Annotated in this window: 17 protein-coding genes; all 17 read left to right on the top strand. The window is 55.8% G+C overall.

The window, feature by feature from the left end:
- Positions 1-842: hypothetical protein (locus tag ACPLUI_RS04820; protein WP_424659142.1), on the top strand; the 842-nt coding region annotated here is incomplete at its 5' end.
- 89 nt (positions 843-931) lie between these two features.
- The gene (locus ACPLUI_RS04815; RefSeq protein ID WP_424659141.1) at positions 932-1,480 is read left to right on the top strand and encodes a hypothetical protein; all 549 of its coding nucleotides are present in this window, start codon (positions 932-934) and stop codon (positions 1,478-1,480) included.
- 532 nt (positions 1,481-2,012) lie between these two features.
- Entirely contained in the window at positions 2,013-2,435 is a 423-nt protein-coding gene (locus ACPLUI_RS04810) for a DUF3232 domain-containing protein (protein ID WP_424659140.1), read from the top strand.
- A gap of 5 nt (positions 2,436-2,440) precedes the next feature.
- On the top strand, positions 2,441-2,566 hold the full coding sequence (locus tag ACPLUI_RS04805) for a hypothetical protein (protein ID WP_424659139.1): 126 nt from the start codon (positions 2,441-2,443) through the stop codon (positions 2,564-2,566).
- 460 nt (positions 2,567-3,026) lie between these two features.
- Entirely contained in the window at positions 3,027-3,689 is a 663-nt protein-coding gene (locus ACPLUI_RS04800; RefSeq protein WP_424659138.1) for an Imm70 family immunity protein, read from the top strand.
- Positions 3,690-3,789: 100 nt separating this feature from the next.
- Positions 3,790-5,169 carry a hypothetical protein gene (locus ACPLUI_RS04795; RefSeq protein ID WP_424659137.1) on the top strand — a complete coding sequence of 460 codons (1,380 nt, stop codon included), beginning with the start codon at positions 3,790-3,792 and terminating at the stop codon, positions 5,167-5,169.
- A 131-nt stretch (positions 5,170-5,300) separates the two neighbouring features.
- The gene (locus tag ACPLUI_RS04790) at positions 5,301-6,227 is read left to right on the top strand and encodes a helix-turn-helix domain-containing protein (protein WP_424659136.1); all 927 of its coding nucleotides are present in this window, start codon (positions 5,301-5,303) and stop codon (positions 6,225-6,227) included.
- A 251-nt stretch (positions 6,228-6,478) separates the two neighbouring features.
- Complete coding sequence (locus tag ACPLUI_RS04785) at positions 6,479-7,654, top strand: Fic family protein (RefSeq protein ID WP_424659135.1); 1,176 nt, start codon at positions 6,479-6,481, stop codon at positions 7,652-7,654.
- Positions 7,655-7,827: 173 nt separating this feature from the next.
- Positions 7,828-8,421 carry a DUF6927 domain-containing protein gene (locus tag ACPLUI_RS04780; protein ID WP_424659134.1) on the top strand — a complete coding sequence of 198 codons (594 nt, stop codon included), beginning with the start codon at positions 7,828-7,830 and terminating at the stop codon, positions 8,419-8,421.
- A gap of 136 nt (positions 8,422-8,557) precedes the next feature.
- Entirely contained in the window at positions 8,558-9,340 is a 783-nt protein-coding gene (locus ACPLUI_RS04775; protein ID WP_424659133.1) for a helix-turn-helix domain-containing protein, read from the top strand.
- Positions 9,341-9,566: 226 nt separating this feature from the next.
- A complete protein-coding gene (locus ACPLUI_RS04770; protein ID WP_424659132.1) occupies positions 9,567-10,409 on the top strand; it encodes an ArdC-like ssDNA-binding domain-containing protein in 843 nt (280 codons plus the stop codon).
- Positions 10,410-10,473: 64 nt separating this feature from the next.
- A complete protein-coding gene (locus ACPLUI_RS04765; RefSeq protein ID WP_424659131.1) occupies positions 10,474-10,689 on the top strand; it encodes a hypothetical protein in 216 nt (71 codons plus the stop codon).
- Positions 10,686-11,156, top strand: coding sequence for a hypothetical protein (locus tag ACPLUI_RS04760; protein ID WP_424659130.1), 471 nt, complete (start codon positions 10,686-10,688; stop codon positions 11,154-11,156). Before ACPLUI_RS04765 ends, ACPLUI_RS04760 begins: the two co-directional genes overlap by 4 nt.
- A 22-nt stretch (positions 11,157-11,178) precedes the next feature.
- A complete protein-coding gene (locus ACPLUI_RS04755) occupies positions 11,179-11,829 on the top strand; it encodes a metallophosphoesterase family protein (RefSeq protein ID WP_424659129.1) in 651 nt (216 codons plus the stop codon).
- A 253-nt stretch (positions 11,830-12,082) separates the two neighbouring features.
- Positions 12,083-12,274 (top strand): hypothetical protein, encoded by a 192-nt coding sequence (locus ACPLUI_RS04750; protein ID WP_424659128.1) that lies wholly within the window; start codon positions 12,083-12,085, stop codon positions 12,272-12,274.
- A 409-nt stretch (positions 12,275-12,683) separates the two neighbouring features.
- Positions 12,684-13,742: a DUF6094 domain-containing protein gene (locus ACPLUI_RS04745; protein WP_424659127.1), complete on the top strand. Its 1,059-nt coding sequence runs from the start codon at positions 12,684-12,686 to the stop codon at positions 13,740-13,742.
- Between the two features lie 15 nt (positions 13,743-13,757).
- On the top strand, positions 13,758-14,400 hold a 643-nt coding region (locus ACPLUI_RS04740), incomplete at its 3' end, for a hypothetical protein (RefSeq protein ID WP_424659126.1).

Below are 14,400 nucleotides of genomic sequence, written 5' to 3'. Positions count from 1 at the left end.
CTCCAGATCAGGGAGGTGGAAAGGGGCGGGCCGCCGGGGGCCCGCCCTTTATATCGATGAGGATCGGGAAAGAGCTGCTGGTAGAGCAGCTGGAGGCCATGCGCGACCGCGGGCTGGAACTGGAGTATGTTCCCGACTGTTACGAAGACGCTTGCAAGAAACTTGCGGACGAGCTGAACATCCCGGAGGACCTGCACCCGGCGTTCAGAGCTTACTACCTGGACTACGTTCTCAGCGAGGGGAACGCCACGCACCTCAATGGCATTTTCTTTAACGACGAAGACGTGAAGGACGGCATTTACAACAAGATAGACGCTTTTTACCGTCCTATTTTCAGCCGGGTTGAGCGGGAGACCGACACGGACATGAGCCTGTACATCGAGCCCAGCTACACGGATAGAAGTTACCTTATAGCTGTCGCCACGCGGCACGAGGGGAAAGACCTGGCAGTACCTTTTGTGGTGTACCGCGGCGGTTTCAAAACATGGTGGTCTTTTTTTGAGAGTGAAAAGCCTGAATCCATATACAGAGAGCTCGAGTCGATTTACAATTCGGCACGCGCGGCAGTTGCCGCCGGGCTTAATGCTAACAAGAAGCCTGCGGTCGTTTGCGTGTGCGTCCGGCTGGCGGGAAACTCCCGGACAGACCTGGGCCGGGGCGTCGTCGTAAACGGCCACCTTGTTGTTACGGAGGACCCTTACAATGTGGAACTGAGAGCTGAAGAGGTTGCCGCTGGCATTGCCCTTGCCCTGGGGACAGAGGTGAAGACGCGGGAAGTCACCGTCCAGGACCCGGGAGACTGGGACTGGACCGAGGTGATGGCGGAATTAAGAAAGCGGTAAACAATACCCAGGCGGCCCGGCCCGCCCTAAACCACTTCAACCGAGGAGGTGAGGGAGGGCGGGCTGCCGGGGACCCGCCCTTCATGCGCATGAGCACCAGAGGTGCCTACGGTTTCAGGATCGATGGGGTGGACAAGATCACCTACAACCATTCCGACTCGTACCCGGAGTGGCTGGGTAATGAGATAGTGGCATTTGTCAAAAAAACGCCTTACGAGGAAATGGTGGAAGCGGCAAGGAAGATCATTCTGGTTTCGGAATCCGGGGAACCTACGGATGAACAGGTCGAGGAGTGCAGGGAGTTTTTCAACCTTCCCGGTGACTGTGGAAAGCAGTGGTACTGGCTGTTAAGGGACGCCCAGGGGGATCTTGACGTCTACCTGAAGGGCCTGCGGTACATGCTCAACTACAGAGATTTTCTCGCAGATTCCCTGTTCTGCGAGTGGGCGTACATCATCAACCTTGACGAGAGAATTTTCGAAGTATACCGCGGCTTCCAGAAACAGAGGGACCGCAATCCCCGCAACCGGTACCGCGATATGGAAAGGTGCGACGAGGCATACTATCCGGTAAAACTGGTAGCGGAGTTCCCGTTAGAAAACATTCCCGACGACTGGATTGAAGTGGTTCGGAGATAGTCTTAGCGGGGTGAGGCTTTCGTTTGAGCCGGGGCGTCCTGCTCCGGCTTTTTTGTTTTTATGGGGCGCGGCGAAACCCGGCTGCCTTTGACCCGGCGGCTTGTTTTTCAGCGGCTGGTATGGTAAAATTAAGGTGTCGTATATTGATTCAGCTGCCGGTGCTTTTAAGATACCGGAGGAAGGTATCCTTTTACGGGGTACGGGTTGCGGCTCCTTTTGAGGGGCCGGAGGAAGTGGAGAGACACGGGACCAGAAGCCTTGGTGTGCCTTTTTTGCCCACGACAACGGGATAGAGGGTGCAGTATGTCCTGGTGTAGACAGCCGTGCGGCTTTCTTTGGAGCTGTGCGGCTTTTCAGTTTTGGTTTCACAGAGGTGGAGCTGGATGAAAGTAGTCGGCAAGCGGCGGGAACCGCTGCCGTTCCCGCTGAACAACTGGGACGAGTTTGTAGAACTCGCCATGACCTTTCGGAAGGAAAAGTTAGAGTTTCCGTGAGGCGTGTACAGGTTCAAAACGTTCGAGGAGGCGAGCTTGTGGGAAGAGAGGATGCTGCTGGGGGAAGCGCCGCCAGCAAAAACAGCACAAAGACAAAAGTGATGACATTGATAGAAGCTATCAACAAGTCTGATGGAAAGTTCAAGAACGACGACCTGCTTGCAGTGCAGGAATTTATCGATGACTGCGGCAGGTACATCGAGCGGGTAACCGCAATGGAAGCAGCATTACAGGTGGCCAGGTTCCGTCTGGAACCCGAGGACTACCGGCAGCTCATCGTAGATCTCGACCGGGGGCGCAAGCTGGCGCACGACGCGCTGATAGCTTCTGTGCGTCTGGTCAACCGGCTTTGCGGCGTATACGGTGTCCCGAAGATCTACGACGGCCCGGACGAGAGGATACCGATTGCGGAATTCGCTATGGAAGTGACGAGCGAATTTTTTAAAGAAAGGAGACTCTGAAGAGGGTGGCTTCCAGGAAGAAGCTGCCGCGCCTGATGTGGCAGCGGAAACCGCAGACGCAGGTGGTACCGAACCGGCGGGCGGTGGAGCGCAAAATGGCCTGCCGGAAGAAGATCGATCTGGAAAAATAAAGAATCACGGGACCAGAAGCCTCACTGTGCCTTTTCGGGCTGGTGGGGCTTTACTTTTTTCAGGGGCAGGTACGGGTTAGGCGGGTCAGCCCGGACGAAGCCCTTCCGGTTCCCCGCACGTGGGAGCGAGCGGGGCCGGGAGGGGGTGGTGCTGGTGAAGCTCATAGAACTGCTGACAGCAGTGTTTAACTTGCTGAAGGCGGTCATAGAGCTGGCCAGAGCCGTTCGCAAGGAAAAGAAATAAGCGTCAGGGGATAACCTGACGCAGACTTAGAAACCGACCAAGCTAAAAACCCGCCCGCTCCCACCAGAAATAGGGAGCGTTCAGGTTTATTATAGCACAGGCAGCCGCGGGGGTCAAGGTGCCGCGGGCAGGATGAAAATCACTGGGCTACAAGCCTCGCTTGCCTTTTGGGGCCGGCGGGGCTTTTTTAAGATCACAAGAGAGGGGATGTATGTCATGGGTCTCGACGCTCGCGTGGGCAGTGTTTTCCGGAGGGTCGGCAGCTACGGGTGGTACCACAGCTTCCGGGCGGCGGTGTGCGACTACCTGGAAGGGGGCGTGTGGGGCAGCAGGTTCCCGCTGCTCCAGGACCACTCGGACTGCGACGGGGAGTACACGCCGGAGGAAGCAAAACGTCTGCTCAAAGAGTTAAAAGAAATAGAACGGGGTCTGGAAGATGTGAAGTACCCCGTCGCGATTTGTCTCGACGCTGACGGTGCGGAGCTGTGCCGCCAGCCGAAGTATTCGGAGAGAGGCATTTTCTGCTACGGCAAGCTGCTGAATTTCGGGGTGACGGAGGAAGGGCTGGTGGTGGATTCGGAAAATCCTGCCAGCCTACCGGTGCCTCCGGACGGAGAGTACGTCGACGTGCTGGGCAGGCTGAAGTACCGGTGGTATTTTACCGAGATGGAGCGAGTAGGGGAAGACGCCTGGAAAGGCCGGCGCGCCAGCGGTGTGCCTGTAATGATAAAGGGCCTCTGCACAGCGGCGCCCGAGGGGTGCGCGCGCATCGTGGCTGGATGGGAGCCAGCGCTGCTGACTTTTGGGCACACGATCCGCGTGCTGGGCGAGCTCTGCGAGAAGTCCGCAGCCACCGGTGAGCCGGTAGTGTTCTGCTGAACGGGGAGCTGATTGTTCTGTCTTTCGAGGCGGCCCGGCCCGCCTTGACTCACTCGGTCGAGGAGGTGAAACGGGGCGGGCTTGCACCCGCCCCGCTTGCATGCCCGTACAGCTCAAACTTTTCCAGGAGCGTGTTAAGACCAACATATCCTGCGAGTACGTGAAGTCGTGGGGGGCTGTGGAAGCCCTGCGCGAAGTTATCCAGGAGAACCTGGACGCGCGGAAGAAGTACTCCTGCCGGGGCAGGGTGTCCTGGAGGAAAGGGTTGTTAATTGCCGAAGATAGCGGGCCCGGGTTGAGGCGGCAGGACCTGGCGCTGGGGAATTCCGGCAAGCGGGGGCACAGCGAGCTGATCGGCCAGTTTGGGGAAGGGCTGAAGCTGGCCGCGCTGGTCGCCGCCCGGGAAGGGCGGGAGATGTACATTGAGACGGTGGGTTTTACCGCCGTGCCGGTGCTGGAGTACGAGCCGGCGCTGGAGTGCCAGGTGCTCGTTTTTGTTCTGGAGGAAAACAACAGGGTTACCGGGACGAGGGTCTGTTTTGAGGCCACAAAGGAAGAGAGTGACGCGGCTTTAGGCTTGTTCCTGGAGTTTAGCACGGCCAGGAAAATATGCGACAGGATATACCTTCCTGGCGGGCGGGTGTACGTCAACGGGGCGCTGGCGGCAGAGAGGAAGGACATGCTTTTCAGCTACGACCTGACCGGGGAGGGCATCAGGGCGGTGCAGAACCGGGACAGGACAGTGGTGGACGACGACGCCCTGCTGGAAGAAGTGGGAAAGGTGCTCAGCACCTGCAGGAACCGGAAAATCATTGAGGCGCTTTTCAGGAGTGCGGAGAAAAAAGAAGCGGAGAGGTACCTGGAGGGCAGGGCGCACCTCGAGCCTCCGGAGAGCGACCTGGCGGTTTGGAGGAAAGTGATGAGGGAAGTCTTCGGCCCGAGGGTGTGCCTGGCGAGCGACCCTGTTTGCGACCTGGAGGCCGGGGAGAAAGGGTTTACGGTCCTCAACAGCGTCCCCTGGCAGTGGGAAGGCTGCTTCAGGCGGCTGGGCGTGGAGTACAGCCGGAAGGTCGCGGCCGGAGCCAGGAAGCCGAGGGGGAGGGTTGCTTTAAGGGACCTGTCCCCGCGGGAGCTTCGGAACCTCCAGTGGGCAAAGAAGGTAGCCGGAGATGTCTTCGGCGGGAGACTCCCGAGGGTGACGGTCGTCTCCGAGATCCCTCCTGACGGCGAGGAGAAGGTGAGGGGCTGTTACGACCACAGGGGCATAATCTACCTGTTGCGGGACTTGCTGGCGGTCCCTGAAGAAGCTCTGGGGACCCTGGTGCACGAGATGGTGCACCACGTGACCGGCGCGCCCGACTGCACGCGGGGGTTCGAGCGTGGCTGGCAGGAGGTAGTCGTGAAAGTGCTTCTTCATGTGTACGGGTTGCCGGGGGCTAAGAAAACGCAGAAAATTATCGGCAGTTTAACGGTAAATTAACGGCAATTTATTGGCAGTACTGAAAAGAGACCGGGAGCTTTCCCAATCCCGGTCTACTTCTTTAGTGTGATGAGCGACCGGGGTGGTCCGGCCCGTTCAAATCACTATTATCCTATCAAGGAGGAAATAAGATGTCTGAAAAACACTTTTTGTCAGAATTCATTGGTATGCAGATGAAATCCCGTAACTGGTCACTCCGCCATACTGCTCGTCAATTAAAAATCAGTCCGTCATATTTATCGTTAATCCTAAACCACCACGTTATTCCCAAACCTGCCATACTTGAAAAGGTAGCTAAAAATTTTGATGTTTCGTATTCATATTTATTTCTAAAGACTGGACTATTTGAGAATGGTCCATTTAACTCCCGAGTAAAAACAGCTTTGTTACAAGTTTGTCATAATATTTCGATCGTAGCTGATGTTTTAACTCAGTTTGCAAAATATTTCCACCTTAACGTAGACCGTAAGTCTATAGATATTTTTGCAACTGACTTTGAATCGCGAGATGTGTACGGATTTTTCGAAGGAATTAGGGATGATGGGTACGAATGGGTGACATTGCTTTTAACGTGGATGCACGATAGCCGTATACCTCCTCAAACAGGCGGTAAAATTTTGTGTAATATCGAGAAAATTATTAATAAGCGCGAAAACAAAACTTTAGTGGATGCTGATTTGCTCTATTATCTCTTTGACTGTATTCCAACTCCCTTCTTTAACAAATATTACGCTCCGCTCTATGCAGATTTATTGTCCATGTATTCGAGAGCTCTCACTAACACAATAGAACAATTTCAAAAATCTGGAGCAGACATAAACAGCTCTACATTTCCAAAAGAATTTGAGTATTTCTTATCTGAGGAACGAAATAAAGCTGTTTTTGATAAAGAAGAGATTTCTAATAATGCTGCAGATGATGATGATAATGATGTGAGTGGGATATCCGAGATAAACATAAGCACAAACATTTCAGGCGACAAAGCGTCAATCATTCTTACCGTTCCCCGGGGTATAGTTGACATTCTACTTACTAAAATTCTGAACCTGGTAAAATAATAGATTAACCCCATAAGTTTACCTATTACTCTCCCGGGGTGTTCCCGTGAGCTGAAAAGAGACCGGGAGTTTTCCTGTCCCGGTCTTCTTATTCAGCGTAACAAAACCAAGGCGGCCCGGCCCGTTTTAAACTCACTTCACTTAAGGGGGTGGATAAGGACGGGCCGCCGGAAACCCGTCCCAGAGGAATACGGCCAAACCAGTCAACCGGCTGATAGGTAAGGTTAGCCGGCGACGAAGAGGAGATTTTGATGGCCGGAATTGATGGTAAATCGGTTATAATAGTAGAAAAAACGGGGGAAATAAATATGCCCCGGAAAATCCCCTGTTGGCAACCACGCTACACTATAACACCTGCGATCGCCAGGTTCTTAATGGAAATAGAAGCGGCAAAAGCGATAGTTGGACATACACCGCTGCCTCCATGGGTAGAAAACCGATTGAGAGAAAAAGCTCGCGTCAGGGCTTCTCACTATTCCACCTATATAGAAGGCAACCGGCTGACCCTTGAGGAAGCCGAGAACGTAATTAGAGGCAAAGAACCGTCTATTCGGGGAAAGGAACACGACGCCTGGGAAGTTCGCAACTACTGGAACGCTCTTCTGCGTGTGGAAGAGTGGGCATCCCAGAAGGTTCCGCTGACGGAAGAGCTGATCTGGAAGCTGCATGCCGTGGTCATGAGAGGACGGAGGGCAAAACCCACTCCTTACCGCGACGGGCAAAACGTAATCAGAGATGCCGCCACTGGTGCGATAGCTTACCTGCCGCCAGAAGCAAAAGACGTTCCTGTGCTGATGAGCGAGATGATTGCCTGGATACGTAAAGCCGAAAAAGAAAACCTTCCCGTTCCACTGATTGCCGCCCTGGTCCATTATCAATTTGTAACAATTCACCCGTTTTACGACGGCAACGGCAGGACGGCAAGACTGCTGGCGACCTTCATCTTGCATAAAGGCGGCTACGGTTTAAACGGATTTTTCTCACTGGAAGAACAGCATGCAAGAGATTTGGGAGCGTATTACCGGGCAATTGCCGTTCATCCTCACCATAATTACTACATGGGCAGGGCAGAAGCCGAACTGACGCCCTGGTTGGAATACTTTCTCGAACTGATGGCAAAAGTTTTCACGGAAGCGAAAGATGAAGCGGTCAAACTGGCTGAAAGAGAAATGCCTGTCGAACCGGAACAGGTACGCCTGCTTGACCGGCGAGCACGGATCGTCTTCGGTTTGTTTGCCGCAAAGAAAACTATTGGCACAAAAGATGTAGCCGCCGCTCTAGGACTGTCCGAAAGAATGGCTCGCGAATTGCTTCGGGAGTGGACCGAGCAAGGATGGCTGGTTCTACGGAACCCGTCAAAAAAGGGAAGGCAGTACGCTCTGGCGGAGGATTACCGGCAATTTATCGGCAATTTAACGGCAAAATAATGGCAGTTTATCGGCAATATCGAAAGAGACCGGGAACTTTCTAATTCCGGTCTTTTTGTCTTTGATGCACCGAAATTTTAATGTAACAAGCAATCAGGGCGGCCCGGCCCGCCTCAAAACTCACTTCAAGGAGGTGAGAGGGGCGGGCCGCCGGGGGCCTGCCCTTGCAAGCTATGGGGTGGACGTACACGGACAAGCCGAAAGGCATGAGCGTGAGGCAGTTTTTCGAGAAACAGTTCAACTACACCAGGGACGACGGGAGGTACGGTAAAGTCCTCGACTGCGCCGTGGTGAACCTGCGCGAGGCGTACATCGCCTACGAGACCGGCGACGCGCAGGGGAACCGGGAAGTGAGGGCCATCGTCTGCGCCCTGGGCTACAGCCCGAATAGCTACAACAACTTCGGGTACAAGGACATGACCGAGACGATGGGGCCCTATCTGTACAACTGCCCGGAGCGCATACTGAGGATGCTCACTCCTACTGACCACGAGTGGGCCAGGGAATGGCGGGAGAAGTGCTGGGAGCGCATCCGGGCAAAGAAAGCCCGCCCGAAGCTAAAGAAGGGGATGGTGGTCAAGTTCGCCGACTCGATCGTGTTCAGGAGCGGGCGGAAAGAGGACACGTTCAGAGTAGAAGACCCGAAGCGGCTGGTATTCTCCGACAGGTGGGGAAGGCGGTACAAGCTCCGCCGGGACATCCTGGACTGGGGGTTCCAGGTGCTCGAAGGGTTTCCACCCGAACGGGGGACTGTCGTTTCTGCATAGCGACAGGGTGAAAGCAGCCCGGCCGGCAAGCGCCGGGCTGCAGCATTCAGGAGGCGGAGCAAAAGTGAGCTTCGGCTGCGCAAAAGTCAAAAAAGAAGGGAGGTAAAGTGGGGCTGGAAAGGCCCGCTCTTGGACTATGTTCTGTTCGATTGCTTCTGAAATTTCCATTGCGCGTCAATGTTTAAAAATATCGACTGTCGAATTTGCCAGGCTTATGAAGGTTTCCCAGGCAAGCGTGTCGTCCTGGGAACGTTTCGTGCGTCCAGTTCCGCGAAGCGCTGTTGCTAATTACCTGTCACTTGTCTTTCCGAACTTAAGACAGGATACTCGCATCCTGATGACCGACAGGTATTGCCGCATCATGGAAAGAGACGAGTTGCTGGCCTCAATTTTAAGTCTCCATCATCTGTCCAACCTGCGTTTAGTTCTTGCATGCGCATCTGAAATAGAGTTCCTGCTCAAAAAATATCCTTTATTCAAGGAAATCCCTGCAGACAACGAAATCAATCTGCAGTCCGATGAGATGTTGACACTATTGGTGCGCTTGAACCACAATACCCATAAGGTTTTTGACCAGTGCTTAAACGACATGTCTTCAGAAGAGCTAACTTTCTTTGCCTGGTTTCTGAACAAGATTATCCAGCGGGTGTCAATCAGGTTTGGTAACCGCAATTTCACCCCGAACAGCCTACAAGAGTTTTGTAGCGGCATTTTTGAAAACAACGAACACGGTTGTGAAATCGAGGTGGCTAAAGAAATGATAATCGATCTTTTCCACCTGTGTTTTAAACAGTTGACCATTTCTGAACGCAATTGCGCTGAGATACCCCATCAAGAGCTGGTAACTTCGTTTAATGCACAGCACAGCTTAACCGCAACAGGTGTGTCTGGTAACGATTACCACATGGGGTCGCTTTAAGAGGCCGGGGAAAGTAAAAGGTACGGGATCAGAAACCTCACTGTGTTTTTTTTAGGAAGTCAGGGTCGTGGCAGAAATCAGAGGAAGTCATCCCGGTGAGGGTAGGACGAATATGAAAACTGCATTAACTGGACTGATTGCTGTTAACCGGGCCACCCGGCCCGCCGAAATTCCCCCGGAAAGGAGGAAAGATGGGGCGGGCCGGGATAGGTCCGCCCCGTATACGATGACACTTACCGACAGAGCGAGAGAAGCCCTGGACCGCCTTTTGGAGATGTTCCGCACCGGGGACCTGCCCGCTGCCGTGGCCCAAACGGTCATCCGGGCGAAGGCCGGGTACGAGAGGCCGTCCGACAGGTGGAGTCTGGGCAACCGGCTGCTTATGTACCTGGCCGGTACGGAGGACGCCAGGGGGTTCAGGCAGTGGGAAGAAGCAGGGCGGCACGTCAAGAAGGGGGCTAAGGCGTTCTACATCCTGGCGCCCGTGACCAAAAAGAAAACTGTCAGGGAGCGGGAGGTGGATCCGGAGACCGGTGAGGAGCGGGAAGTGGAGCGTGAGCGGGTAGTCGTCACCGGTTTCCGGTGTGTCCCGGTGTTCCGGTATGAGGACACGGAGGGTGAACCGCTGCCGGACTACACTCCGCCGGAGCCGCCGCCCCTGTTCGACGTGGCCCGGGAGTTTGTAAACGACGTCCGGTACAAGCCTTTCGTGGGAAGGTATTACGGTTATTTCGACCCGTCCAGAGGGGAAATTGTACTGACCACCCACGACGCGCACACCTTTTTCCACGAGCTGGTCCACGCCGTCCACCACCGGGTGAGGCCGGGCGGGTTGAGTCCGGGCCAGCACGCGGACCAGGAGATCGTGGCCGAAGTGGCAGCCTGTGCCCTGTGTGAGATGTACGGCTTTTCCGGTTACATCTGGCACGGGTGGGAGTATATCCGGCACTACGCCGGTCAGGACGACCGGAAGGCGCTGAAGGCCGTAATGGGCGTCCTGGCCGACGTGGAAAAGGTGCTGGGCGTCATCCTGGGCGCGGCGGGAGAAGATGCGGTGCGTGCAGCGTAAGAAACCGTAAAGAGGGCCGGTTTTCCGAGCGGCCCTCTCTTATTTTTCAGGAGGCGGATCAAAAGTGGAGATCAGGAAGTCCACTATCGAAAAATTTTCCTGCTGTTCTCTCTGGCAGGAGTGCGAGAAGGCGGGCCGCTGTGTCCAGGAAGGGAACAGCGTCATTTCCCGGGAACAGTACCTGGAGAGCTGCACGCTGGCGCGGCGGTACCGGAAGGAAAGAGACAATTGTCCCCCAAAAAATTCGGTAACACATCTCCAGAAGGAGGGCTGGATGTGAGAGAAACCGTTGACCTGCTCGTTCTCTCGCTGCTGGTCGCTTACGAAAACCGGGGGTGCCTGTACGACGATGGCGCGGGTACCGGCGCAGAAAGTGAAACCAGGGAGCTGAACGAGCGGATCCGGGAGCTGCAGGACATATCTTCCGTGCTGGACAGGAGGGTTCTGCTCGCGGTCGCCGCTTTTGTCCTCCTGCCGGGTACCCTCCTGTTCCTGTGCTATTTTGCGTTTTCCGCTCTGGCGTTCCCGTATCCGGCCTACCTGGTCTTTACCGCTGCGTGTTTTTTGATAAACGGGCGCGGCAGGGTCAGGGTCATCGACCGGGTAGCAAAAATTGTTGCCGGCCGCTTGAGAGAGTGGCCGGACAAGAGAGCGGCTGCGGTCAGCAGGCTGGAGAGCGGGGCCGCGTTTGCGCATGCCCTGGTGACGGTCATCCTCTGTTTGCAGAGGATAGCCGCACAGAGCTGACCGGAAGAAAGGGGCGGTACAGGTGTCGAGAGTTCTGGTTATCGGCGATGTCCACGGCTGCCGTCACCTGCTGGAGGCCGTGCTGTACCGGGCGGGCTACAACCCCGACCGGGACAGGTTGATCCTGCTTGGTGACTACATTGACCGCGGTCCGGACGGTAAAGGCACGTTAGAATTAGTCCGCAGCCTGGTCAACAACGGCGCCGTTGCCCTCCGTGGCAACCACGAGCAGATGCTGCTAGACGCTATCGAGAACCCGGACCCGGTGAACGAGCTGGGTGCGTGGCTGGACAGCGGCGGCAGGACGACGCTGGACAGTTTCGGAGCTTACTCCGTGAAGTCACTGGCCAAATGGCAGGGTTTTCTGGAAAGTCTGCCGTTGATCCACCAGGAAGGAAGATACATTTTTGTACACGCCGGGGTGTTTCCGGGCAGGGAACTGCAGACCGACATTGACCTGCTCTGGATCAGGGAACGCTTTCTTTTTTATCCTGGAATACCGGTACCCGGTCATGTAGTGGTCTTCGGCCACACGATGACCACGGTGATTCCCGGCCACGAGTGCACCAGGCCGTGGTTTGCGCCGGGGCGCATCGGGATCGACACGGGCGCTTTCAAAACGGGTGTCCTGACGTGCCTCCAGCTGCCCTGCTGCTACTGGCAGACGGGCTGACCGCTTGCAGGGCTTGCTTTCCGGCAGCTGACGTGGTAGAATTAGATTGATGTGTATTGTTTGACTGCCGGCGCTTTTGAGACGCCGGAGGAATGCGCATCTTTGAGGTGCGCGAATTGCGGCTTCTCTTGAGGGGCCGGGGAAAGCGAAGGAGACTGGACCAGAAGCCTCACTGTGCCTTTTCGGGCCGGTGGGGCTTTATTTTTTTAAGAGAGGAGGGGATAGGGCGGGCCGGAAGGTTCGCCCGAATAGAATGAGAGTGCTGCTGGAGCGCGCCGAACCACAAGAAAGCCTGGTTGTCGAACGTTATCGTGTCATTATTGACGTAACGATTACCGCAGAAGAACATCGCATCGAGAGGGTAACCTGCACATCGGACTTGTTATGGACGACGGTGGCAGGTGTGTTACGGGACGCAGCAGACCAGCTAGAAGAAGGTATTTAGCCGGGCCACCCGGCCCGCCAAAATTCTCGCGGAAAGGAGGGAATGGGGCGGGCCGGTAGGGTCCGTCCCGCGAGCATGGTAAGTGTTTTGACGCAAGATTTGGACTGCTTCTTTACGGAGAAAGATAAGAAAAACTATGGTCTGCCTTCTAAAAACGGGGGCTGGGTTACATTAGTGACGGTATACAAAACCGGTGAAATCTGCCTTCTCGGTTCACTGTTACTCTTACAACATGCGACTAAGAAAGACATTGCTTACTGGAAGAGAGTGTCCTACCTTCGGGTGAACCCCTCTCAGAAAAACAGGCTCAGGGCGTTCTGGGAAAGAGTTGTAAAAGTTTGGGAAACCACAAGAAAAAACTGATTTTGAGGCTGGCACCGGCCCAAACCATTTCCACGGAAAGGAGGGAATGGGGCGGGCCGGGAGGGTCCGCCCCTCATATATGGCACGACTGGCATCTGAAGCTAAAGGCGGGTATTACCCCACCCCACTGAAAGAAATGGAGCTTGTCTGTAAGAAGCTCAAAATAGAGCCCGGTACGAAAGCCAACATTATCGACCCCTGCGCGGGGGAAGGGGACGCCCTGAAGATGGTCTCCGACCACCTGGAGTTGGAAGGCGGCAGTATTGTCACCTACGGAATAGAGATAGAGGCCACGAGGGCGGAGGAGTGCCGGTCGAAGCTCGACCGCGTGGTGAGGTGCGGTTACGAGGAAGCCCGGGTGACGCCGAGGGCGTTCTCCTTCATGTGGCTGAACCCGCCCTACAACGAGCGGGATGGGGAGCGCGCGGAAGTCGCGTTCCTGCGCGACCTGACCGACCCCGTGAGCGGCAAGCTCATGAGCGGCGGGGTGCTGGGTTACTGTATCCCGCAGCACGTCCTGGCCCATGCCGCCCCGGTCCTGGCCGCCAGGTTCGACGGCCTGGCAGTGTACAGGTTCACCGACGAGAACTTCCCGGTGTTCAGGCAGGTGGTGGTGTTCGGGGTGAGGCGCGCCGGTGCCAGGCGGGGCAGCGAGGCGCGGGAAATCAGGGAGTGGCTGAAAGAGCTTTCCCGTGCAGGAGGGCTCCCCGTGCTGGACGCTGACGACGGCGTGACGTACCTGGTGCCCGAATCTCCTGCCGTGAAAATCACCTTCCGGGGTTCCGTCACGGACCCCCTGGAGGTGGCCCGGGACATTGTGAGGTCCCCCGTGTGGGAGGAAATCAAATACCTCCTCCCGGTGCCCAGGAAAGTGTCGTCGTTGAGACCTCCCGTGCTGCCCTTGAAACCCGCCCACGACGCTGTAGCGATAGCTGCGGGCGCGATCGGGGGCAACATGGGGACGCACTTCCTGGTGGGCATGACGAAAAAGGTCGTGGACAGGCAGGTTATTCCGGAAGAGAAAGGGGAGAAAGTCATCGAGACGGAACGGCCCAGGACCACGGTCCGGGTCTTCACTCCTGAAGGGATATTTGAACTGGAATAGAGGGGGCGAAAAAAGTTGAAAATATACTCCATCGGAACGGGGCGCACTTTCGAGTGCGTCCTTCATTTTGCGGGGTACCTTGCAGGTTACCTCTACATTGCCAGTTTCGCCGGCACGCCTTCTGCCGTCTGGGGCCTGTCGGCGAACATAATCGAGGGCAGGGAAATCGTCATCGAGGACGGGTCGGGAAAGGAGATATACCTCTACACCCTCGGGGGCCAGTACAGGAGGGTCGAGTCGAGGACGGGGGACGTGTACCACTGCGTGGTGCTGCACAAGTCCGCCGTGTCCAGCGATGATTCCCCGAACCCCCTTGTCGTGGCGGAGGACGGGGACATCGATAAGGCCGTCGGCAGGTACTTAACGGCCAAATACCCTGTACCGCCCGAGTGGGAGGGGGACTATTACAAGATCCTGAGCTACGCTGAACTCAATATGGTCAGGGACCCGTCCATAGACGTGTGGAAGGACTTCAGGGCGGCCAAGATAACCGCCGTGAACGGTCATACCAGCCGCGACAGGCTCACGGACGAAACGCTGAAAGAAGCGATAACCCGCGGGCTGAAGGAGGGTCTTTTAAAGGTCCCCGGGTCCGATGCCGGAGGTGTGTTCGACCCTTCGTGGACGATGCGGGAGTATTTGAAGGCCAACGCCCGGG

This window comes from Desulfofundulus sp., from assembly GCF_049701015.1.
Taxonomy (GTDB): Bacteria; Bacillota; Desulfotomaculia; order Desulfotomaculales; family Desulfovirgulaceae; genus Desulfofundulus.
The sequence above is the reverse complement of the archived record's forward strand: the minus strand, read 5'-3'. Positions and strand labels throughout refer to the sequence as shown.